The organism is Janthinobacterium sp. BJB304, from assembly GCF_002735765.1.
In the GTDB taxonomy this organism is placed as follows: domain Bacteria; phylum Pseudomonadota; class Gammaproteobacteria; order Burkholderiales; family Burkholderiaceae_D; genus Janthinobacterium.
In genome coordinates this window covers 143,252-164,071 of record NZ_PDZN01000010.1, presented here as the reverse complement: position 1 = coordinate 164,071, position 20,820 = coordinate 143,252, and the positions used below count along the sequence as shown (strand labels likewise).

The 20,820-nt window shown below is 64.4% G+C and carries 17 protein-coding genes and 1 other RNA gene; 16 read left to right on the top strand and 2 right to left on the bottom strand.

The features are described 5' to 3' along the window. The first annotated feature begins 36 nt into the window (after positions 1-36). The 7 genes from CSQ95_RS14150 to CSQ95_RS14120 all read left to right on the top strand — a co-directional run bounded on the left by CSQ95_RS14150 (position 37) and on the right by CSQ95_RS14120 (position 9,343). Positions 37-666, top strand: coding sequence for a PilX N-terminal domain-containing pilus assembly protein (locus CSQ95_RS14150; RefSeq protein ID WP_257218048.1), 630 nt, complete (start codon positions 37-39; stop codon positions 664-666). Continuing rightward, positions 663-4,556 carry a PilC/PilY family type IV pilus protein gene (locus CSQ95_RS14145; protein WP_099409956.1) on the top strand — a complete coding sequence of 1,298 codons (3,894 nt, stop codon included), beginning with the start codon at positions 663-665 and terminating at the stop codon, positions 4,554-4,556. Before CSQ95_RS14150 ends, CSQ95_RS14145 begins: the two co-directional genes overlap by 4 nt. Positions 4,557-4,565: 9 nt before the next feature. After that, positions 4,566-5,147 (top strand): type IV pilin protein, encoded by a 582-nt coding sequence (locus tag CSQ95_RS14140; protein WP_306532453.1) that lies wholly within the window; start codon positions 4,566-4,568, stop codon positions 5,145-5,147. A 214-nt stretch (positions 5,148-5,361) separates the two neighbouring features. Next, positions 5,362-5,892, top strand: coding sequence for a GspH/FimT family pseudopilin (locus CSQ95_RS14135; protein WP_099410000.1), 531 nt, complete (start codon positions 5,362-5,364; stop codon positions 5,890-5,892). Positions 5,893-5,927: 35 nt separating this feature from the next. Further along, positions 5,928-7,028 (top strand): bifunctional diaminohydroxyphosphoribosylaminopyrimidine deaminase/5-amino-6-(5-phosphoribosylamino)uracil reductase RibD, encoded by a 1,101-nt coding sequence (gene ribD, locus CSQ95_RS14130; RefSeq protein WP_099409955.1) that lies wholly within the window; start codon positions 5,928-5,930, stop codon positions 7,026-7,028. 179 nt (positions 7,029-7,207) lie between these two features. Next, positions 7,208-7,843 (top strand): riboflavin synthase, encoded by a 636-nt coding sequence (locus CSQ95_RS14125; protein WP_099409954.1) that lies wholly within the window; start codon positions 7,208-7,210, stop codon positions 7,841-7,843. 96 nt (positions 7,844-7,939) lie between these two features. Beyond that, positions 7,940-9,343, top strand: coding sequence for a hypothetical protein (locus CSQ95_RS14120; RefSeq protein WP_099409953.1), 1,404 nt, complete (start codon positions 7,940-7,942; stop codon positions 9,341-9,343). On the opposite strand, the gene CSQ95_RS14115 is transcribed toward CSQ95_RS14120, so the two are convergent. Further along, positions 9,340-9,765: an OsmC family protein gene (locus tag CSQ95_RS14115; protein WP_034759136.1), complete on the bottom strand. Its 426-nt coding sequence runs from the start codon at positions 9,763-9,765 to the stop codon at positions 9,340-9,342. The two genes, CSQ95_RS14120 and CSQ95_RS14115, sit on opposite strands and share 4 nt — an antisense overlap. A 355-nt stretch (positions 9,766-10,120) precedes the next feature. Between CSQ95_RS14115 and ribBA the strand changes: the two genes are divergently transcribed. From ribBA to nusB, 3 genes are all read left to right on the top strand, one after another. Continuing rightward, complete coding sequence (gene ribBA / locus CSQ95_RS14110) at positions 10,121-11,239, top strand: bifunctional 3,4-dihydroxy-2-butanone-4-phosphate synthase/GTP cyclohydrolase II (protein ID WP_070311568.1); 1,119 nt, start codon at positions 10,121-10,123, stop codon at positions 11,237-11,239. Positions 11,240-11,417: 178 nt separating this feature from the next. After that, entirely contained in the window at positions 11,418-11,900 is a 483-nt protein-coding gene (gene ribH / locus CSQ95_RS14105; protein ID WP_070219579.1) for a 6,7-dimethyl-8-ribityllumazine synthase, read from the top strand. 202 nt (positions 11,901-12,102) lie between these two features. Continuing rightward, positions 12,103-12,573: a transcription antitermination factor NusB gene (gene nusB / locus CSQ95_RS14100; protein ID WP_070219581.1), complete on the top strand. Its 471-nt coding sequence runs from the start codon at positions 12,103-12,105 to the stop codon at positions 12,571-12,573. A gap of 120 nt (positions 12,574-12,693) precedes the next feature. Here nusB and CSQ95_RS14095 read toward each other — a convergent pair whose 3' ends face one another. Continuing rightward, positions 12,694-13,614: a lytic transglycosylase domain-containing protein gene (locus CSQ95_RS14095; RefSeq protein WP_175444809.1), complete on the bottom strand. Its 921-nt coding sequence runs from the start codon at positions 13,612-13,614 to the stop codon at positions 12,694-12,696. 478 nt (positions 13,615-14,092) lie between these two features. On the opposite strand from CSQ95_RS14095, the gene ubiD reads away from it, so the two are divergent. The 6 genes from ubiD (at position 14,093) to CSQ95_RS14065 (ending at position 20,707) form a co-directional block, all read left to right on the top strand. Beyond that, complete coding sequence (gene ubiD / locus CSQ95_RS14090; RefSeq protein ID WP_071654453.1) at positions 14,093-15,577, top strand: 4-hydroxy-3-polyprenylbenzoate decarboxylase; 1,485 nt, start codon at positions 14,093-14,095, stop codon at positions 15,575-15,577. Between the two features lie 226 nt (positions 15,578-15,803). After that, positions 15,804-15,902, top strand: an RNA gene (gene ffs, locus CSQ95_RS14085) — signal recognition particle sRNA small type. Positions 15,903-16,140: 238 nt separating this feature from the next. Continuing rightward, positions 16,141-18,474 carry a DNA polymerase III subunit gamma/tau gene (gene dnaX, locus CSQ95_RS14080; protein WP_099409952.1) on the top strand — a complete coding sequence of 778 codons (2,334 nt, stop codon included), beginning with the start codon at positions 16,141-16,143 and terminating at the stop codon, positions 18,472-18,474. A 40-nt stretch (positions 18,475-18,514) separates the two neighbouring features. Beyond that, positions 18,515-18,841: a YbaB/EbfC family nucleoid-associated protein gene (locus tag CSQ95_RS14075; protein WP_034759121.1), complete on the top strand. Its 327-nt coding sequence runs from the start codon at positions 18,515-18,517 to the stop codon at positions 18,839-18,841. A gap of 47 nt (positions 18,842-18,888) precedes the next feature. Next, positions 18,889-19,479: a recombination mediator RecR gene (recR, locus tag CSQ95_RS14070; protein WP_070291397.1), complete on the top strand. Its 591-nt coding sequence runs from the start codon at positions 18,889-18,891 to the stop codon at positions 19,477-19,479. Between the two features lie 7 nt (positions 19,480-19,486). Further along, positions 19,487-20,707, top strand: coding sequence for a CaiB/BaiF CoA-transferase family protein (locus CSQ95_RS14065; protein ID WP_099409951.1), 1,221 nt, complete (start codon positions 19,487-19,489; stop codon positions 20,705-20,707). Positions 20,708-20,820 lie beyond the last annotated feature (113 nt).

The window sequence follows — 20,820 nt, the reverse complement described above, 5'->3', positions numbered from 1 at the left end:
GCTGGCGCGGGCGTCCGCTGGTGCGAGCCTCGTTGCTTGCCTTGTCGCGCACCTCGTGCGCGCCACGGTGGCGCCACCCTCGCGTATGTGCTGTGCCTGCTGGTGATCATCTTACTGCTGGGCATATCGGCGGCGCAGATAGCCTTGCAGGGCGAAAAGGCGGCGCGCGGCGAACGCGACCGGCAGATCGCGTTTCAGACGGCGGAGGAAGCATTGATGGATGCGCAGAACGATATCGAAGGCTTGCCCGGCGCGCCGGGACGCAGCAGCCTCTTTGCGCCAGGCAGTGCGGCCGGGTTCGCGGACGGCTGCGGCGAGGCAGGCGCACTGGGCCTGTGCCTGCCCGCAGCCCCGGAGGCGCCGGCGCTCTGGCTGAGCATGGACCTCGACGGTCCTGAAGGCAGCAGCCACACCGTGCCGTATGGCCAGTTTACGGGCGCCGTCATGCAGACGGGGCAGGGTTTCCTGCCGTCGCGCCGGCCCCGTTACCTGATCGAATTGCTGCCGTTTCACCCGCCCGGCGCGCAGGCGGCGGCAGTGGTCGGCGGCCTGGCGACGGAAAGTTATGTGTACCGCATCACGGCCATCGGTTTTGGCGCGCACGAAAGCACGCAAGTCGTGTTGCAAAGTTATTACCGCAAGCAGGCGGCGGGAGCGGGACCATGAGGGCTTGGTCGTTTGCTTTGCTATCCGCTTGGTGGTCCGCCTGGCTGCTGATCGGCCTGGTTTGCCTGGCTTGCGGAGCTGCTGTTGCGGCTGCACCTCCCGTGGCGCTGGCGCGGGCCGACGCTGGCTTGCACGGCGCCAGAGTGCCGCCGAACCTGCTGCTCAATCTGTCGCTCACGCATGCGGCGGCGGCCGCCGCGCATGGCGGCGAGTATGCGCCGCAGCGCGAGTACCTCGGTTACTTCCATGCGCGCATGTGCTACAGCTATCCCTACCGCAGCAAGGACGGCGTCATGCTGCCGGACCTGCGCGTAGCGACCGCTTACTTCTCCGTGCTGAAACCGGCGGACGCGCTGCACGGCTGCGGCGGTGATAGTTTTAGCGGCAACTTTCTGAACTGGGCCAGCGCCAGCATGCTCGATATCGTCCGCTATGCCCTCACGGGCGGCGACCGCGTCATCGACGAAGTGCGCAAGACGGTGCTGCAGCGCGCCTGGCTGCCCGATGCCGACGGTCCCGTCGACTTCTATGCCCACCCCGTCTTTTTCCCGCGCAAGGTCTTGCAGACAGGCGTGGCGGCGGCGACGCCATTTGCGCTGGCGCAACTGGCCATCGTTTCCTGCCGTAATCGCCTGCTGTTCGGCGACGCCAGCTTGCCTCCGGGCGGCAGTTGCGACGCGCCCGGCATCGCCGCCACGCACGGCGTGTTCCTCGCGCGCGTGCGCGTTTGCGATGCCGATGAGGGGCCGCTGCGCGACGACCTGTGCCTCGCGTACGGCAAGAATTACAAACCGGTGGGCGCCGTGCAGCGCCTTGGCGGCAGGGTACGCGTGGGCGTGTTTGGCCATTTGAACGGCGTCTCTGCCAGTGCCGGCCCCGTGTATGGCGGCGTGCTGCGCGCGCCGCTGGCCCACATGGGCAGGCAACGCTGGACGGCGCCCGACTTTTTGCCGCAAGACAATACCGGCGCCGAGTGGAATCCCGTCAATGGCGTGTTTGCCGTCCAAGGCGCTGACCAGGGCGCAGGCCCTGGCGGCGGGGTGACCGCTTACATCAACGGCTTGGGCCGCAGCAATTCCGGGCATCCGGGCGCGTACGCGAGGGCCGCCCCGCTGGCTGAATTGCTGTACGAATCGCTGCGCTACCTGCAGGGGCGGCAAGCGAGCGCCGCCGTGCCGCCCGCCACGGCTCCGCCTGCCATCGACGACGGCTTGCCGGTCGTGACCCCATGGAGCGACCCGCAAACGGCCAATTGCCAGCGCCACGTCGTCGTCAGCCTCGGCGATGCGGGCATGGCGGGGGACCGCTACGTGCCCGGCAATGTCCCAGTTGTGCCTGCCTCGGCCGGTGACCGCGTACGCGCCGCCGATGGCTTTGCGCCGCCGCCGTTCGATGCGATGGCCTGGACGCATGCGGTGGGCAGCCTGGAAAGCGGCGGCGCGCAGGGCAATCCAGCGCCACGGCCCGACCTGGCGGGACTGGAATTGCTGGCCGACGGCGCGGGCGGCGCCAGCTACCATGCGGCCGGGCTGGCCTACTGGTCGCATGTGCAGGCGCTGCGTCCCGGCGGCAAGAATGACGGCCTTGCCAAGGTCGAGCACTACGCGGGCGACTTGCGCCAGGGCGGTCCGGCCGGCGAATCTGCAGCCACTCCCGCCGCTACTCCCTTGCTGTTGGCGGCCAAGTATGGCGGTTTCCTTGATGCGAACGGCGACGCCAACCCATTCAAGAGCGCAACGGGCAGCGCGTTCGATGAATGGAGCCTGAACGGCCGCTGGCCCACCCATTACTTGCCCGGCAGCGATCCGGCCGCCCTGATCGCGGGACTGCGCGCGGCCTTTGTCTCCGCCGACAAGGGCACGCTGGCGGCGACGCTGCCGGGGCCGGCCCTGATGGCGCTGGCCAGCGGTACGGAAGAGGCTTACTGGTTTCACACGCGGATACGCCTGGCCGATGGCGGCATGATCTTGTCGCGCAGCGCGTTTGCCGTGGGCGCCGATGGCGCACTGCTTCCCGGCAAGCCATTGTGGACTGCTGGCGGACAGTCCAAGACCATGCCGGATGGGCCATCCACGGCCTTGCGTCCCGTCTACACGCTTGACGCCAAGGGCGCCCTGATGCCGCTGGCCTGGAAGGCGCTCGATGCAGCACAGCGCGGCGCATTCGACGGCGGCGATGGCAGAGGCGAGGCGCGTCTGGCATATCTGCTGGGCCAGCGTACGCACGAGGTGGGCCAGCCCGGCGGCTTCCTGCGGCGCAGGTCCGGCAGCCTGGGCGCGGCGCCGCACGGCAACCTGCTGTACGTGGGCGCGCCAGGGCTGGGCATGCTGGGGGCAGGCTATGGCTTGCACCGCAAGGCGCTGCTGCAGCGGCGGAAAATGCTGTATCTGGGCGCCAACGATGGCTTGCTTCACGCATTTGATGCGCGCACGGGCAGCGAATTGTTTGCCTATCTGCCACAGGCGCTGCTGCACGTTGCGGCAGCCGCTGCGAGCACTCACTACAGCCCCGGCCCGCTGCTCGACGGCGCCGCAGCCACGGCGGAAGTGCTGGCGCTGGGACATTGGAAGACGGTGCTGGTGTCGGGCATGGGCGGCGGGGCGCAAGGCGTGTTTGCGCTCGACATCACCGACCCGATGCGTTTTGCGCAAGACGGTGCGTTGTGGGAATTCACGGACCGCGACGACAGGCTCATGGGCAATGTGCGCGCGCCGCCCGCCTTTGCCCGCGTCAATATGGGCGGCAAGGAGGGCGCGCCGGCCTACCGCGATTTTGCCATCGTCGCCAGCGGCTACAACAACCATGTAAACGACGGCAAGGACACGACGGCGCCCGCATCGGCCGCCGCCATCTTCCTGCTGGCGCTGGACAAGGCGCCTGGCACGCCATGGGTGATAGGAAGTAATTACTTCCGATTCAAGGTGCCTGTGGCCGACGGCAACGGTGGTGGTGATGGCGGCCATGACACTGATGCGGTCATTGACGCCATGTCCCACGCGCTGGGCCCGCCCGCCGTGGTGCCGGGCGGCGACGGCGCGCTCGCGTATATCTATGCGGGCGATTTGCAGGGCAATATCTGGCGCTTCGACATGGCTGGCGGGCCGCCGTGGAAGGATAGCCAGGGGCGCAAGCTCGTCTTTGTCGCGCGCGATGCGCAGGGCCGGCGCCAGCCCGTGACGCAGCAACTGAACGTGGCGTATGCGCCCGGTGGCGGCTATCTGCTGCTGTTCGGCACGGGCAAGCTGGTCGAAGCGGGCGATACCTGGCCTTCGGCCTTTCTGTCGCAGTCGTTTTACGCCGTGCATGACGATGTGCGTGCAACATCTCCCACGCGCAGCCGGGCCGACCTGGAACAGCGCAGCCTGGGCGAGACGACGGGGGGCGTGCGCGTCGACGGCGCCGAGCTGCGCTACACGGGCAGCGACGCCATGCGCGGCTGGTATCTCGACTTTCTCGATACCGCGCAGACGGGCGAGCGCAGCATCAGCAGTCCCGTACTGGCCGCCGGCAAGGTGCTGTTCAATACCGTCCTGCCGGGGCGCGACGCTTGCGCCAAGCCGGTCACGCGCCTGTACGTGCTCGACGTGCTGAGCGGTTTTGCCGCCGATGGCGCCGGTGTGGTGCAGGCGGGCGAGCAGACGGGACCCTTGTTCGACGGCCTGGCGCGCGCGCCGCCGCTGGCGCTGGAATTGAACAGCACGGTGGGCGCAGCAACGGCGACAGGGCGGGCCGAGGGCCGCAAGGAACTGGCCGTGCTGCAACCGGGCTTGCCCGGCGCGGCCAGCGTGGCGGGACTCAAGGTCGTCAGCGCGCCGCTGCCGGCGCAGCGCCTCAGCTGGCGCGAAGTGGCGAACTGGCGCGAATTGCACGAGGCGGCCAAGAAGAAATAAGAGAGGGGCATGGCTGGCGTGTCGCAAGTGGCCGGCGTGCAGACCGGCGCCTCGCATCGGCTGGCGGTTTTTGGGAAGAAGGGAGGTCAGATGGAAATGCTGGCAAGCCGGAACTGGGCCGCTGCAAACGGTCGCGCCCCTGCCGCCATCCCGGGCTTCAGCCTGATCGAACTGCTGGCCGCGCTGGCGATCATGAGCCTGCTGCTGGCGCTGGCCGTGCCCGCTTATCACGGCCATGTCGTGCGCGCCAAACGGGTGCAGGGGCAGGCGGCCCTGCTGCGGCTGATGCAGCAGCAGGAGCGCTATTACTCGCAAAACAACCGCTATCTGGCGTTTTCCTCAGCCTCGCCGGCGCCGCAGGCGCAAGCGTTTCCATGGTGGTCGGGCGAAGGGGGCGCGGCCGGCAGTGCGTATGAAATCGAGGCGCTGGCCTGTCCCGGCCTGGCGATCGGGCAATGCGTGCTGTTGCGCGCCACGCCGGGTACGGCCAAGGTTGATGCACAGTTCCAGGATGCCGATTGCGGCGTGCTGTCCCTGAGCAGCACGGGCCAGCGCGGCAGCAGCGGCCCCGCCAGCCATTGCTGGCGCTAAGTAACCCCCAATAAATTATTGTGATTTCTGACTTCCATAACCGGCCCTCTGCGGCGTTGCCCGCTGCTAGCAGTGCTCGCACTGCGTCGCAGCGGGCGCCTTGCATAGCATCCGGTTCTGTTCGTCATAAATTCACAATAATTTCCTGAGGATTACTTAGGCCATGGCCACGCGCAAGCGGCCACCGCGGACCGGGCGGGCCTTCGGGCACACCATGCTCGAATTGCTGGCCGTGCTGACGATTGCCGCGCTGCTGGCGGCCGCCGCCATGCCAAATTTGCAGCAGGTGCTGGCGCGCCAGCAGGTGCGCACGGCGGCCATGGACTTGTTCTCGGCCATCGAATTGACGCGGGCGCAGGCGATGGCGCGCGGACAGCGCGTGCTGTTGATGCCGGCCGGGCCCGGCGGCACGGATTGGCGCACGGGCTGGCTGGTCTTTATCGACCGTAATGCCAGCCTGGCGTTCGACGACGGCGACGAATTGCTGTTCCGCCAGGGACCCCTGCCGGCGGGCATCACGGCCCAGTTTGCGTTTTCGTCTGCCACGGCGCCGTTTTATATCGCCTACAATGGCGCAGGACGCAGTTGCAGCGCGACCAATAGCCTGGCGGCGCGCTGGGGTACCTTGTCCCTGGCTTTGGGAAAGCAGGTACGGCATATTAAAATCAATATGCTGGGCAGGGTGCGCGTGTGCGACCCGCAGCAGCAGGCGGTCAATTGCAGCGGCGTGGCCGACAGTTCGTAACCCGACTTATCTATTACTCACTCTCAAAGAAGCCCGTGGAAATACTCAACGATATCGATGGCATGCGCCTGGCGCTGGAATGGGCGGCGCGCGGTTTATACACGACCTCGCCCAATCCCCGCATCGGCTGCGTGATCGTTCGGGATGGCAAGGTGATCGGCGCCGGCGTGACGCAGGCGGCCGGGCAGGATCATGCCGAGGTACAAGCGCTGGCCAATGCTGCGGCGCGCGGCAACGATGTGCGCGGCGCCACCGCCTATGTCACCCTGGAACCGTGCAACCACCACGGCCGCACGCCGCCATGCTCCGATGCGCTCGTGCGCGCGGGACTGGGGCGCGTCGTGGCCGCCATGACGGACCCGAATCCGCTCGTGGCCGGGCAGGGGCTGGCCAAGCTGGAAGCGGCCGGTATCGCCGTCACGACGGGCGTGCTGGCCGACGAGGCATATGAAATGAATATCGGCTTCTTTTCGCGCATGCAGCGCGGCAAGCCGTGGGTGCGCATGAAAACGGCGGCCAGCCTGGATGGCATGACGGCCTTGCACAATGGGCAAAGCCAGTGGATCACGGGGCCGCAGGCGCGTGCCGACGGCCATGCGTGGCGCGCGCGCGCCTGCGCCATCCTGACGGGCATCGGCACGGTCAAGGCGGACGACCCGCAACTGAACGTGCGCGCCGTCGAGACGCCGCGCCAGCCGCGCCGCATCGTCGTCGACAGCCGGCTCGACATCAGCCTCGACGCGCGCATCTTGCAGGGTGGCGGCACGTGGATCGTGGCGGCCGTGGCCAACCCGGAAAAGGAAGCGCAGTTGCAGGCGCTCGGCGCGGAAGTCATCATGTTGCCGAACGCGGCCGGCAAGGTCGACCTGGCCGCGCTGATGCTGGAACTGGGGCGCCGGCAAATCAATGAAGTCCACGTCGAGGCAGGCTCCAGGCTGAACGGCTCGCTGATCCGCGAAGGCTGCGTCGACGAGCTGCTGGTCTACCTGGCGCCCACCTTGCTGGGTGATGCGCAAGGCATGTTTGCCTTGCCCGCATTGACGGATATCAAACAGCAGCGCACCTTGCAATTTCACCAGGTTCAGCAAGTGGGCGAAGATTTGCGTATCCTTGCAAGATTCGCCCAGCGCAATTAAAACGCCTAACAAAACCGTAGCGAGCGGAAGGAATGCTCGGCGCCCCCGTTGGCCCGAGAAGCGCAGCTGTACGAAGTACGGGGCCGCCGAGGCAGTGAGCATCGTAGGCCGCAAATTACGACGCGCAGTAGGTTTTGACAGGCGTTTTTAATACTTTCATACTTTTATAGGGTTAGTTCATGTTTACAGGAATTGTTGCCGCCATCGGCAAGATTGAAACCGTGCAAGCACTCGAAGGCGGCCTCGACGCAGGCGTGCGCCTGACCATCCACGCGGGCGGCTTGCCGCTGGCCGATGTTGCCCTCGGCGATTCGATCGCCATCAATGGCGCCTGCATGACGGTGGTGGAAAAGTCGGACACGGGCTTTGCCGTCGATGTCTCGCGCGAAAGCCTCAATTGCACCGTGGGCCTCGATACGACGACGGAAGTGAACCTGGAAAAAGCCCTGACCCTGGCCGAGCGCCTGGGCGGCCACCTGGTGTCCGGCCACGTCGACGGCCTGGGCATCGTGCGCAAGTTCGAAGCCGTGGGCGAATCGTGGGAACTGGTGATCGAAGCGCCGCACGAACTGGCGAAATACCTGGCCTTCAAGGGTTCCGTCGTCGTCAATGGCGTGTCGCTGACCGTCAACAGAGTGGAAGACCTGGGCGCGGGCGCCGTCAACGGCTGCCGTTTCTCGATCAATTTGATTCCGCACACCATCGCCATGACGACCCTGAAACACTTGACGGTCAATGGCAAGGTCAACCTGGAAATCGACCTGATCGCCCGCTATGTCGAGCGCATGTTGTCGCTGGACAAGGCTGCCGCCTGATACAAGAACACCGCAACACATTCTCGCTTTGCCAAGCGTGTGTTGCTTTTCTTTCAGACGCGCATACTATGAAGCTTTCCGCAGTGGAGGCTAGCCATGGACCCGATTTCGCGCGCAACCGTGCCCAACACCATCCCGGCCACGTCCCGCGTGGATCAGACGGCGCCGCTGGCGCCCGCGCTGCCCGTGCCGCCGTCCAGCGCGGCGGCGGCCCTTGCCGCTTTGTCATCGACTCAGGTCGACATCTCTCCGCTGGGCCAGTTCCTGTCCGGCGTGGCCTTGTCGCGCCGGCAATTGCTGGCCTTGCAGGGCGCCACGGAAGAGGCCAGGGCGGCAAATACCCCCGTGAATGTCAATGACGACTTGCTGGCGCTGGCGCGGCAGTTGACGGAATCGTTCGCCCAGCTGCAAACGAGCGGCATCGACGCGAGCCAGCTGGCGACGGCGGGTGACACCCCGGGCAGCCTGGCGCAGCGCTACGATTTGCTGTCGGGCGACGGCACGACGGATGCGGCCACGGCATTGGCGCAGGACGGCAGCCTGCTCACCCAAGCGCAACTGGCCCGCATCGGCATCGACTTGCGCAATGAAGATGTCGATCCAATCACTTTGCAGGCTGCGTATGCGGCCGACAGCAACGCCACCCTGGATGCCCTGCAACAGGGAACGGACGTGCTGGCGCAGGTGGGCGCCGTGCTGGCCCAGCAGCAGGGCGTGCCGCTGGCTGCCGCTGTCGAGGCGGATTTGACGGGCGATGCACTGCCGGCCAGCGCCGCGCAGGCCGCGCAGCCGCAGGCCATCGACGAGGCGCCGCCGCAAACGGCCGCGCTTGCACAACGACAGCTGGAATTGCAGCAGCAACTGGAAGCGCAAGAGCTGAACGTGGATTTGCAGGAATTGCGGCCCCCGTCGACGGCGCAACAAGCCGACAATACCGCGGACTTGCTGCAGGTGCAGCGCACGGACAGCCAGCGCGTGGATGCCCAGCGTGTTGACGACGAACGCCTCGACAGCGAACGTATTAATACCAGTCAGCAGGCGCAGCAGCAGGAAACCGCGCGGTTGGACGAGCTGCGCCAAGGGCAAGTACAGCAGCAGGGCTTGCAGCAGCAGGCGCAAGCGGCGGCGGACGATGCGGCGCGGGCCCAGCTGGCCGCCAGCGATGCGCAAATGGCGGCCCAGGCGGCCAGCGACCGGGCGCAATTGCTGGCGCGCGCCGCGCAGGGACAAGCCGATGCGGGCCTGGCGACGGCGCAAGCCCAGCTGGGCCAGCAAAATGCGCAGGCGCAAGAGCTGGCGGCGCAAGCGGCGGGCCAGGCCGTGCCGCCACCGTCATCGCAAGACCCGTCCGTGGCGGCCGCCATCGCCGCGTATAACCTGAACAATGCGGCCCTGAATCCCGGCTTGATGCACCGGCCATTGCCGGCCAGCGACTCGCGCCTGCCGCTGGTGGCGCCGGTGGCCCCCGTGGAACCCGTCAAGCCCGTGACGAAAATCTAGGGCAGCAGGGTGGCGTCGAGGGTGATGTTGGCTTTAAGCAGCTTCGACACGGGACAGCCTGCCTTGGCCTTGCCCGTCAATTCCTCGAACTTCGCCTGGTCGGCGCCCGGTATCTTCGCTTTCAGGATCAGGTGGACGGCCGTGATGGCAAAGCCGTCGTCCACCTTGTCCAGGGTCACTTCGGCCGTCGTTTCCATCTTTTCCGCCGTCAGGCCCGCTTCGCCGAGGATCAGCGACAGGGCCATGGTGAAGCAGCCCGCGTGGGCGGCGCCGATCAGTTCCTCGGGATTCGTGCCGGGCTTGCCTTCGAAGCGGCTGGCAAAGCCGTAGGGATATTCCTGCAAGGCGCCGCTGCGCGTGCTGATGGCGCCCTTGCCGTCCTTGATGCCGCCTGACCAGATGGCCGATCCGTTGGTTTTCATATTGCCGCTCCTGTGTGGGGTGTCGCTTCGAATGGGTGTCAGCGCCGTGGCGGTGACTGGCTGATCTTATGCTCTTTGCAAGGCCGGCGGCGCGCGCCTTGCCGCCGCCGTGTGCGCTGGATCGCGGAATCGGCGCTTTGCGGGGCAGGCTGCGGCACCCATGCCGCAAACCTGTCTTATTTCAGGTCTGCAAGCGCTAAATCCTTTAAAATAGCGGGTTATAAGAAAATTCCCGGAAATCTGAGGAATATTCGCGCTCGACGTTCAGTTTTAGTTTCAGTTTTTAGTTACATTAACAACGCCCGGCAAAACCGTCGCGCAGCAGGTTTTGACTGGCGTCATACGAGGATGAATAATGTCTATATCGAGCACCGAAGAGATCGTCGCTGAATTGCGCGCCGGCCGCATGGTGATACTGGTCGATGAAGAAGACCGGGAAAATGAGGGCGATCTGGTGCTTGCCGCCGATTTCGTGACGCCTGAAGCCATCAATTTCATGATCACGCATGCGCGTGGCCTGGTCTGCCTGACCCTGACGGAAGAGCGTTGCGACGAGCTGAACCTGTCGATGATGACGTCGCGCAACGGCACCGCGTATGGCACCAACTTCACCGTGTCGATCGAAGCGGCCGAAGGCGTGACGACGGGCATTTCCGCTGCCGACCGCGCCAAGACCATCCAGGTGGCCGTGGCCAAGGGCACGCAGCCCAGCGATATCGTCCAGCCTGGCCATATCTTCCCCCTGAAAGCGCAAAAAGGCGGCGTGCTTATGCGCGCAGGCCATACGGAAGCCGGTTGCGACCTGACGGCCATGGCCGGCCTGACGCCCGCGTCCGTGATTTGCGAAATCATGAAGGACGACGGCACCATGGCGCGCCTGCCGGACTTGCTGGTGTTTGCCGAGCAGCATGGCCTGAAGATCGGCACGATTGCCGACCTGATCCATTACCGCAGCCAGACGGAGTCCCTGGTCGAGCGCGTTGCGGAGCGCACCCTGCACACGGCCCACGGTGAATTCCGTTTGATCGCCTTCCGCGACAAGCCCAGCGCGTCGGCCCACCTGGCCCTCGTGCATGGCGACCTGGCGCCCGGCCTGGAAGCGCTGGTGCGCGTGCACCAGCCCGTTTCCCTGCTGGACGTGCTGGAAAGCGAAGCGACCACCCACTCATGGACGGTGGCTGCCTCGATGGCCGCCATCAAGCAATCCGAGCGGGGCGTGATGGTCTTGCTGAACTGCGGCGAGACCTCGAGCGAGCTGTTTGCCCAGTTCGCCGCGCTCGATACGCCGCAAGCCAAGCCGAAAGGCCGCGCCGCCAGCATGGACTTGCGCAGCTACGGTATCGGTGCGCAAATCCTGCGCGACCTGGGCGTGAGCAAGATGCAATTGCTGGCCAGCCCCCGCAAGATGCCGTCGATGGTCGGTTTCGACCTGGAAGTCACGGGTTTTCAGTGCCATCCTGGCCAGGACGCCTAGCCAAATCTACTGCGCGTCGCGATTTGCGGCCTGTGATGCTCACTGTACTATTCGTACAGTTGCGCTTCTCGGCCACAACTCGCTGCCGCTCGCTACGATTTTGTCAGGCGTCGATGTAAGAGTAAACGATGGCGGCATGTGCATGCCGCCCTGAACCACCAGATTAAAGAGGCATATGATGACCGTAGGAACCTATGAAACCAATTTTGCCGGCGAAGGTTTGCGCGTCGGTATCGTCCAGGCACGATTCAATGAAATCGTCGGCGGTGGCTTGCTGTCGGCATGCCTGGAAGAGTTGAGCAAGCTGGGCGTGGCCGATGAAGATATCCTGCACGTGACCGTGCCGGGCGCCCTGGAAATCCCGCTGATTCTGCAAAAAATGGCAGAAACCGAGCAATTCGACGCCCTGATCGCATTGGGCGCCGTGATTCGCGGTGAAACCTACCACTTCGAGCTGGTATCGAACGAATCGGGCGCGGGCATCACGCGCGTCGGTCTCGATTACGGCATCCCCATCGCCAACGCAGTGTTGACGACGGAAAACGACGAGCAGGCGGAAGTGCGCATGCTGGTCAAGGGAGCCGAAGCGGCACGCGTGGCAGTGGAAATGGCTAATCTGGCGCAAGCGCTGGAAGAGTTGCAAGAATCCGAGGAGGACTAGCCGTGTAGTGAACGTCCGATAAAACGCCCATAGCTGCGTTGCAAGCCCTCGCCGTACATTCGTACTGTCTTCGGGCTCGCGCCTTGCTCTGAGCATTTTCTCGAACGTTCTGACACGCGGTTGGCTGCGGCGCGTTGAAAAGCGCGCCGTGCTGTCTCGCCGGAATTTGTAGTGAACACGTACTTAAGAACAGGTAACAATCATGACTGAGAAAAATTTGCTCGCCAACCCCAGCAAGAACCGCACGCCGCGTCACCGCGCGCGCGAGTTTGCGCTGCAGGGCTTGTACCAGTGGCTGCTGAACAATGAAGACGCGACCACCGTCGTGAACAATATTCGCGCGGCCCACGGCTTCGACAAGGCCGATGGCGATCATTTCACGGTGCTGCTGTACGGCGCCATCAAGGATTCGCTGGCGCTGCGCGACAGCATGGCACCCTTGATCGACCGCAATATCGCGGAACTGTCGCCTATCGAACACGGCATCCTGCTGATCGGCGCGTTCGAGCTGAAGAACAACATGGAAATCCCGTACCGCGTCGTCATCAACGAAGCGGTCGAGCTGGCCAAGTCGTTTGGCGGCATCGACGGTCACAAATATGTGAACGGCGTGCTGGACAAGCTGGCAGTGAAATTCCGTGAGGAAGAAGTCAACGCCAACAAGCGCAAGTAATAACGTAGGAGATCCTGCGGCTGATGCCGCAGGGCAATAAAAAAGCCACCGGCACTTGCGTGCGGTGGCTTTTTCATTGGATGCTGCTTTTCGGATGCCCCTGTGAGGGCTTTTAAAGGGTCACAGGCCGGCGATCTCGTTGTGCGGTGCAATCTTGATGGTAATGTTGCCGCTTTCCGCTGCAGGCGCCTTGGCTGGCGCTGGCGTGTTCGATGCCATCACCGGCGTCGTGGTCGGCACGCGCTGGCCGGCCGATACTTGTTTCAGGCGGCGGTATTCGGCCAGCACGCGCGAGCCGTAGCCCGAGTCGGTGGCGAAGTTGGCGGCGCCCACATAGGTTTTCAAACCCGCTTCGACGGAACCGCCACGCGTGACATAGTCTTTCAGGATCAGGGAGCCGACGCGGATGTTGGCGACGGGATTCAGGGCTGCCTGCACGCCGCCCATTTCCTGGAAGCGCTCATGGTGCACTTTCGACATGACTTGCATCAAGCCTTGCGCGCCGACGGGGCTTTCCGCGAACGGGTTCAAGCCCGATTCGATGGCCATCACGGCCAGGATCAGCAGCGGGTCCAGCTTGATTTCGCGGGCCGTCAGGTATGCCGTCGAGACGAGCATATTGGTCGCATCGTTGGCCACGCGGTAGCGCTTGGAGAGCCAGTTGGTGACCCATTGCTGCTGCTTTTGCGTGCCCAGCAAGGCTTTTTCTTCCTTGGTCAAAGGTGCTTCGCTGGCGGCGGCCGTTTGCACGGATGCCGGCGCTTCCATCAGTGCCGACAGGGCCGGCGCTTCAACGGCTTGCGCCTCTGCCATCGGCAGCGGGAACAGGCTGTGCGTCAGTTGCTTGCCCAGGTCTGGGCGGAACATCAGCAGGGCGATCAGTGCCAGGGCGGAAATGCCGAAGACTGTCAGTGTGTGTTGCGCGGTGGTCAAAACACCACGTGCCGAAATGGCTTGTGCGCGGGCGCGCAAACGCGCCAACGCTGGCTGGCCAGCCACGGTTGAAGCAGGCAATGCTGCTTCAGTGCTACGATGAGTCATAGAGTTCCCCGAAATGTCGCGTCAACAGGCGGTCCCTCCGCGGTGTCGCGGTGTTGTGGGTACTGCCAATGCCGTGCATCAGAAATATCATCGTTTCCGCCGCGTATGGATGCGTGCGAGAAACGCCGTCATTGCTTGCTTGAGCTGATCGGTCCCATGCTGGTATTGGATCAGTCGCAATACAACTTTTACCGGGGGTAAGGCAGACGCCTTTTGAAAACACTCCTTAAAATGTCATGTGGAGCCCCGACTCCGTGAATGAAAGAGAAACGCTAAAATCAAGCTCTGGGCCGGCGTGCTCTTTCAAGTTGGGCGAATTGTAGAAGCCGTTTTATATCAAGTCAATACTAACGAATCGTTTCTTTATTACTTTTATGTCTTACTTTTTGACTTGCATTGTGCCAAAAGCCAATAAAATCAATTACTTGGCATAGATCCTTCAGCAACGGCGTCCGACGTCAAAAAAAATTAAAAACACATGAAATATTCAGATTTACGAGATTTTATTTCTCAACTGCAACAAATGGGTGAACTTAAGCCCATTTCGACCCCCATTTCACCGATTTTAGAGATGACGGAAGTGTGCGACCGCACCCTGCGTGCGGGCGGACCGGCCTTGCTGTTCAACAATCCGACGGGATACGACATGCCGGTGCTGGGCAATCTGTTCGGCACCACGCGCCGCGTTGCACTGGGCATGGGCGCGGAAGACGTCAGCGAATTGCGCAAGATCGGCCATGTGCTGGCGCGCCTGAAGGAACCGGAACCGCCGAAGGATTTCAAGGATCTGCTGGGCCTGGGTTCCTTGGTGAAATCCGTGTGGGACATGTCGCCGAAGGAATTGCGCGGCGCCAAATGCCAGGAAATCGTCTGGGAGGGCAATGACGTCGACCTGGCGCGCCTGCCGATCCAGCATTGCTGGCCCGGCGACGTCGCTCCCCTGATCACCTGGGGCCTGGTGATCACCAAGGGCCCGAACAAGAAGCGGCAAAACCTCGGCATCTACCGCCAGCAAGTGCTGGGACGCAACAAGGTCATCATGCGCTGGCTGGCGCACCGGGGCGGGGCGCTGGACTTCCGCGAGCATGCGATCCAGAGCAAGGGCAAGCCGTATCCGATCGCCGTCGCCCTCGGTGCCGATCCCGCTACTATATTAGGGGCCGTCACGCCGGTGCCGGACAGCCTGTCCGAATACCAGTTCGCCGGCTTGCTGCGCGGCAGCCGCACGGAGCTGGTGAAAGCCATCGGCAGCGAGCTGCGCGTGCCCGCCTCGGCCGAAATCGTGCTCGAAGGCCATATCTACCCGGACGAAAACCATCCGAGCGGCTACGAGCACGCGCTGGAAGGGCCATATGGCGACCATACGGGCTACTATAATGAGCAGGACAGTTTCCCCGTGTTTACCATCGACCGCATCACCATGCGCCGCGACCCGATCTACCACTCCACGTATACAGGCAAACCGCCGGACGAGCCGGCCGTGCTGGGCCTGGCCCTGAACGAAGTGTTCGTGCCGCTGCTGCAAAAGCAGTTCAGCGAAATCACGGATTTCTATCTGCCGCCCGAAGGCTGCAGCTACCGCATGGCCGTGGTGCAGATCAAGAAACAGTACGCGGGCCACGCCAAGCGCGTGATGTTCGGCGTGTGGAGCTTTTTGCGCCAGTTCATGTATACCAAGTTCATCGTCGTCGTCGACGAAGACGTGAATATCCGCGACTGGAAAGAAGTCATCTGGGCCATCACCACGCGGGTCGACCCGATTCGCGACACCACCCTGGTCGACAACACGCCCATCGACTACCTGGACTTCGCCTCGCCCGTCAGTGGCCTGGGCAGCAAGATGGGTATCGATGCGACAAATAAATGGCCGGGCGAAACGACGCGCGAGTGGGGCACGACGATCGCCATGACGCCGGAAGTGAAGGCCAGGGTGGATGGGATATGGCAAGAGCTGGGTTTGTAGGTATTGGGTAGGTCGGGCTAGGTCGGGGTAGGTCGGGTTAGCGCTGGCGCGTAACCCGACGTTGCGGCTCGGCAGTGTCGGCCGCGTATTCAGCAGTGTCGGCTTACGGCCTGCGGCCTAAGCCGACCTACGCCGACCTACGCCGACCTACGCCGACCTGCGCCGACGCACACAGCATTGAGACGGCAATTTCCCAATCTGGCGCAGGTCGGTTATAATTGTCCCCGGCGGGCCCCTGCGCATCGTGGCATGGCTAACCTGGTCAGGTCGGGAACGAAGCAGCCACGGCTATTAACCATGAGTGCCGCAGATCAGGCTCGCCTCCTTCGGGAATGTTTTATCAGGATCAACAATCAAGCTGCCATGGGCAGCTTTTTTGCTTTTACAGCGCCATTTTCCTGCGACGCCGCAGCATTGCCGGGCTTGCCGTGTTTTCCATATTTCCAGCTGGCCATGTTATACAATTGCTGCTTTGCCGCGTTTGCCAGGTTTGCCTGGCCCGGCCATGAGGCTTGCGCCCGCCGCGCAGGATCACCCGCAAAATCGCATGGTAAAATCTCAGCATGTCCTATCAAGTCCTCGCCCGTAAATACCGCCCCAAGAATTTCGAGACGCTCGTCGGCCAGGAGCACGTCGTGCGCGCGCTCACGCATGCCTTGCACAGCGGCCGATTGCATCACGCCTACCTGTTCACGGGCACGCGCGGCGTCGGCAAGACGACCCTGTCGCGCATCCTGGCCAAATCGCTCAATTGCATCGGCCCCGACGGCACGGGCGGCATCACGGCCCAGCCTTGCGGCGTGTGCGAAGCGTGCACGGCAATCGATGCGGGACGCTTTGTCGACTATATAGAGATGGATGCGGCGTCGAACCGAGGCGTCGATGAAATGGCGCAGCTGCTCGAGCAGGCCGTCTACGCGCCCAGCAATGCGCGCTTCAAGGTCTATATGATCGATGAGGTGCACATGCTGACGAATCACGCGTTCAATTCCATGCTGAAGACGCTGGAAGAGCCGCCCGAGCACGTCAAGTTCATCCTGGCCACGACGGACCCGCAAAAGATTCCCGTGACCGTGCTGTCGCGCTGCCTGCAGTTCAACCTCAAGCAGATGCCGCCCGGCCACATCATCAGCCACCTGGACAATATCCTGGGGCAGGAAGGCATCGCCTTCGAACAGCCGGCCTTGCGCCTGCTGGCCCAGGGCGCCCACGGTTCCATGCGCGATGCGCTGTCCCTGACGGACCAGGCCATCGCGTATGCGGCCGGCGAAGTCACGCTCGATGCCGTGCAAGGCATGCTGGGCGCGCTCGACCAATCCTACCTCGTGCGCCTGCTCGACGCGCTGGCGCAGCAGGATGGCGCCGACTTGCTGGCCGTGGCCGACGAGATGGCCTCGCGCAGCCTGTCGTATAACGGCGCTCTGCAAGACCTGGGCACCTTGCTGCACCGCATTGCGCTGGCGCAAACCGTGCCCGCCGCCTTGCCGCAGGATTTGCCCGAATACGCGGACATCGTGCGTTTGGCCGCCGCGTTTGACGCGGAAGAAGTGCAGCTGTTTTACCAGATCGCCGTGCATGGCCGCAATGAACTGGGCCTGGCGCCCGACGAATACGCGGGCTTTACCATGACCTTGCTGCGCATGCTGGCCTTTCGGCCCGGCATAGGCGGCGCTGAAGGCGTGCCGGCTGCCGCACCAGCGTCTGCTCCGGGCAGCCGTCCCGCCGCCGTGGCCGCCGCGCGCGCCGCCGCTGGCGCATCCGCACCGGCCGCCCGCGCCGCCACGAACAGCGTGGCCAGCCATGCCGCCGTGACACCGCCCGCCGTTGTGGCCGCAGCCGCCGCGAGCATGGCCCGCAGCGAAGCGCCGCCGCCACGCGCAGCGGCGCCCGCACCGGCACCCGCACCCGCACCTGCAGCAACCCCGGCACCCGCACCAGCGGCGCCGCCGCCCGCTGCTGCTGCTGCTGCTGCTGCTGCTGCGGCTGCCCCGGCGGCATCGGGCGCCCCGATCAGTTCCGCCCGCGCCGCCATCAATGCGGCGCTGGAAGCGGCCCGCGCCGCCTCGAAAGGCCGTCCGGGCAGCGCGCCGTCGGCGCCATCGTCGGCGCCCAAGCCGGCCGCTCCCGCACCGGCCGCCGTAGTCGCCGCGCCAGCCCCGGCCGCGCCCGTCCAGGCCGCACCGCCGCCACCGGCCGCCGCGCAAGCGCCGGCGCCGTGGGACGATGCGCCGCCCGTGGCCGTGATGGAAGCGCCCGCGCTTGCGCCCGTGCAGCAGGCGCGTCCCGCCGCCCCGCCGCCACAGCAGCAAGCAGATGACGACTTGCCGCCGTGGGTCACCGAATTTTCCGACGACAGCGCCTCGGCCGCCGTGTCGGCGCCCGCCGCGCAGAGCAGCGAGCAGCCCGCCGTCGTCATGCCGCAGCGTGCCGCCAAGCAAGCCGCGCCCAGCGGGCCGTATGTGATCACGCCCGTTCCGGGCCTGGACTGGGACGGCAACTGGCCGGCCGTGGCCGCCGTGCTGCCCTTGCGCGGCGTGGCCCAGCAGCTGGCCGTGCAGGCCGAGCTGATCGAATGCCTGCACGATGGCCACAGCACCACGTTCCGCCTGCGCGTGCCGATCGATACGTGGCGCAGCCCGGCCAACGTGGAAAAACTGGCGGCCGCGCTGACCGAACGCTTCGGCCGCAAGGTCAATGTCGACACGGAACTGGGCGCCGTCTGGTACACGGCCAGCGCGGAGGCGCAGGCCCACCGCGAGGCGTGCCAGCTTGCCGCGGAAGCAACCATCGCCAGCGATCCCTTCGTGCTCGACATGAAGCGTGCATTCGACGCTTTTGTCGTGCCGGGAACGATTACCCCTGCACCGGCCGGCTCCGCCGCGCCGACCCTGCATTGATGATTAACACACTCACAAACTGAATTAACGGAGCATTCTTATGATGAAAAATCAACTGGCTGGCCTGATGAAGCAGGCGCAAGCAATGCAAGACAACATGAAAAAGGCCCAGGAACAACTGGCGCTGGTGGAAGTGGAAGGCCAGTCCGGCGCCGGCCTCGTGAAAATCGTCATGACGTGCAAGAACGACGTCAAGCGCGTCTCCATCGACCCGTCCTTGCTGGCCGACGATAAGGACATGCTGGAAGACCTGGTGGCTGCCGCCTTCAACGATGCCGTGCGCAAGGCGGAAGCGACGTCCGCGGAAAAAATGGCAGGCTTGACCGGCGGCATGAACTTGCCAGCTGGCTTCAAAATGCCATTCTGATGCAATACCGCATGCGCCCGATCGATGGCACGGGGCAGGGTTGATCCATGTCCAAGTCGCTTGAATTTTTGACCGAGGCGCTGCGGCGCCTGCCCGGCGTCGGCCCCAAGTCGGCGCAGCGTATGGCGTTTCATTTGTTGCAGCACGATAGGGAAGGCGCGGCCATGCTGTCGCGCGCCCTGTTCCAGGCCGTCGATGCCGTGCATCACTGCGGCCTGTGCAACACCTTTACCGAACATGAAGTGTGCGAGACCTGTCTCGACGAAGAGCGCGACAAGCGCTTGCTGTGCGTGGTGGAAACGCCCGCCGACCAGCTGATGATCGAGCAGACGCTCACCTACAAGGGCCTGTATTTCGTGCTCATGGGACGGCTCTCTCCGCTGGACGGCATCGGCCCGAAAGATATCCACCTCGAAAAATTGCTGAACCGCGCCAACGATGGCGTGGTGAGTGAAGTGGTGCTGGCCACCAACTTCACGAATGAAGGCGAAGCGACGGCCCACTACATCAGCGAAATGCTGAAGGCGCGGGGCTTGCGCGTGAGCCGTTTGGCCCGCGGCGTGCCCGTGGGTGGCGAACTGGAATACGTCGACGCGGGCACGATTGCCCGCGCGATGCTCGACCGCAGGGCAACCTGAGCACAACATGACAGAATCCTCCGCGACCACTGGTCCATTGCAAGGCATTAAAGTGCTGGAACTGGGCACCCTGATCGCGGGGCCGTTCTGCGCCCGCATGCTGGCCGAATTCGGCGCCGACGTGATCAAGATCGAGTCGCCCGATGGCGGCGACCCCATCCGTACCTGGCGCGTGCTGAAGGACGGCACCTCGCTGTGGTGGTCGGTGCAGGCGCGCAACAAGAAAAGTTTAACGCTGAACCTGAAGTCGCCCGAGGGCCGGGCCATCGCGCGCCAGCTGGCCCTGGAAGCGGACATCATCATCGAGAACTACCGCCCCGGCGTGCTGGAAAAGTGGGACTTGGGATACGAACAACTGAAGAAAGACAAGCCTTCGCTCATCATGGTGCGCCTGTCCGGCTTTGGCCAGACGGGACCGATGAAGGATCTGCCCGGTTTCGGCGCCATCGGCGAATCGATGGGCGGCTTGCGCTATGTGTCCGGCTTTGCCGACCGTCCGCCCGTGCGGGTCGGCGTGTCGATCGGCGACTCGGTGGCGGCCCTGCACGGCGTGATCGGCGCCATGATGGCGCTGCGCCACCGCGACGTGACGGGCGGGCGGGACGGCGGGGAAGGGCAGATGGTCGACGTGGCCCTGTACGAATCCGTGTTCAACCTGATGGAGTCGCTGGTGCCCGAATACGACCAGGCGGGCGTGGTGCGCGAGCGCACGGGCGGCTCGCTGCCCGGCATCGTGCCCTCGAATACCTACACGACGGGCGACGGCGAAAACATCGTGATTGCGGGTAATGGCGACGCCATCTTCAAGCGCCTGATGCTGGCCATGGGGCGCATCGACATGGCGGGCGACCCGCAGCTGGCGCGCAACGACGGCCGGGTGGCGCGCACGCAGGAAATCGACGACGCCATCGGCGCCTGGTGCGCCACGCACACGATCGACAGCGCGCTGGCCGTGCTGAAGGCCGCCGACGTACCGGCCGGCAAAATCTACTCCGTGCGCGATATGCTGGTCGACCCGCAATTTCTCGCCCGCGACATGTTCGAACAACACCATTTCGCCGATGGCACGCCCGTCAAGTTGCCCGCCATCAGCCCGAAACTGTCCGCCACGCCGGGCAAGACGCAATGGCTGGGTCCGGCCCTGGGCCAGCACAACGACGAGGTGCTGGCGTCGCTCGGCTATGACGCCGCCGCCATCGCGCAACTGAAGGCCGATGGGGTGGTATAGATAGGAGCAGATAGATGAGTGACGGCTAGGTGGGGTAGGTCGGGTAGGTCGGATTAGCGGCGTAGCCGCGTAATCCGACAACCACCACGTCACGTTATCGACACCACCACGCC

Bases quoted from the DNA above. Each gene is read 5' to 3' on its own strand.
- ubiD (WP_071654453.1), top strand. From the start codon at position 14,093: ATGAAATATTCAGATTTACGAGATTTTATTTCTCAACTGCAACAAATG.
- ribH (WP_070219579.1), top strand. From the start codon at position 11,418: ATGACCGTAGGAACCTATGAAACCAATTTTGCCGGCGAAGGTTTGCGC.
- CSQ95_RS14065 (WP_099409951.1), top strand. From the start codon at position 19,487: ATGACAGAATCCTCCGCGACCACTGGTCCATTGCAAGGCATTAAAGTG.
- CSQ95_RS14140 (WP_306532453.1), top strand. From the start codon at position 4,566: ATGGCTGGCGTGTCGCAAGTGGCCGGCGTGCAGACCGGCGCCTCGCAT.
- nusB (WP_070219581.1), top strand. From the start codon at position 12,103: ATGACTGAGAAAAATTTGCTCGCCAACCCCAGCAAGAACCGCACGCCG.
- CSQ95_RS14125 (WP_099409954.1), top strand. From the start codon at position 7,208: ATGTTTACAGGAATTGTTGCCGCCATCGGCAAGATTGAAACCGTGCAA.
- ribBA (WP_070311568.1), top strand. From the start codon at position 10,121: ATGTCTATATCGAGCACCGAAGAGATCGTCGCTGAATTGCGCGCCGGC.
- CSQ95_RS14075 (WP_034759121.1), top strand. From the start codon at position 18,515: ATGATGAAAAATCAACTGGCTGGCCTGATGAAGCAGGCGCAAGCAATG.
- recR (WP_070291397.1), top strand. From the start codon at position 18,889: ATGTCCAAGTCGCTTGAATTTTTGACCGAGGCGCTGCGGCGCCTGCCC.
- CSQ95_RS14120 (WP_099409953.1), top strand. From the start codon at position 7,940: ATGGACCCGATTTCGCGCGCAACCGTGCCCAACACCATCCCGGCCACG.
- CSQ95_RS14135 (WP_099410000.1), top strand. From the start codon at position 5,362: ATGCTCGAATTGCTGGCCGTGCTGACGATTGCCGCGCTGCTGGCGGCC.
- CSQ95_RS14145 (WP_099409956.1), top strand. From the start codon at position 663: ATGAGGGCTTGGTCGTTTGCTTTGCTATCCGCTTGGTGGTCCGCCTGG.
- dnaX (WP_099409952.1), top strand. From the start codon at position 16,141: ATGTCCTATCAAGTCCTCGCCCGTAAATACCGCCCCAAGAATTTCGAG.
- CSQ95_RS14095 (WP_175444809.1), bottom strand. From the start codon at position 13,614: ATGACTCATCGTAGCACTGAAGCAGCATTGCCTGCTTCAACCGTGGCT.
- CSQ95_RS14115 (WP_034759136.1), bottom strand. From the start codon at position 9,765: ATGAAAACCAACGGATCGGCCATCTGGTCAGGCGGCATCAAGGACGGC.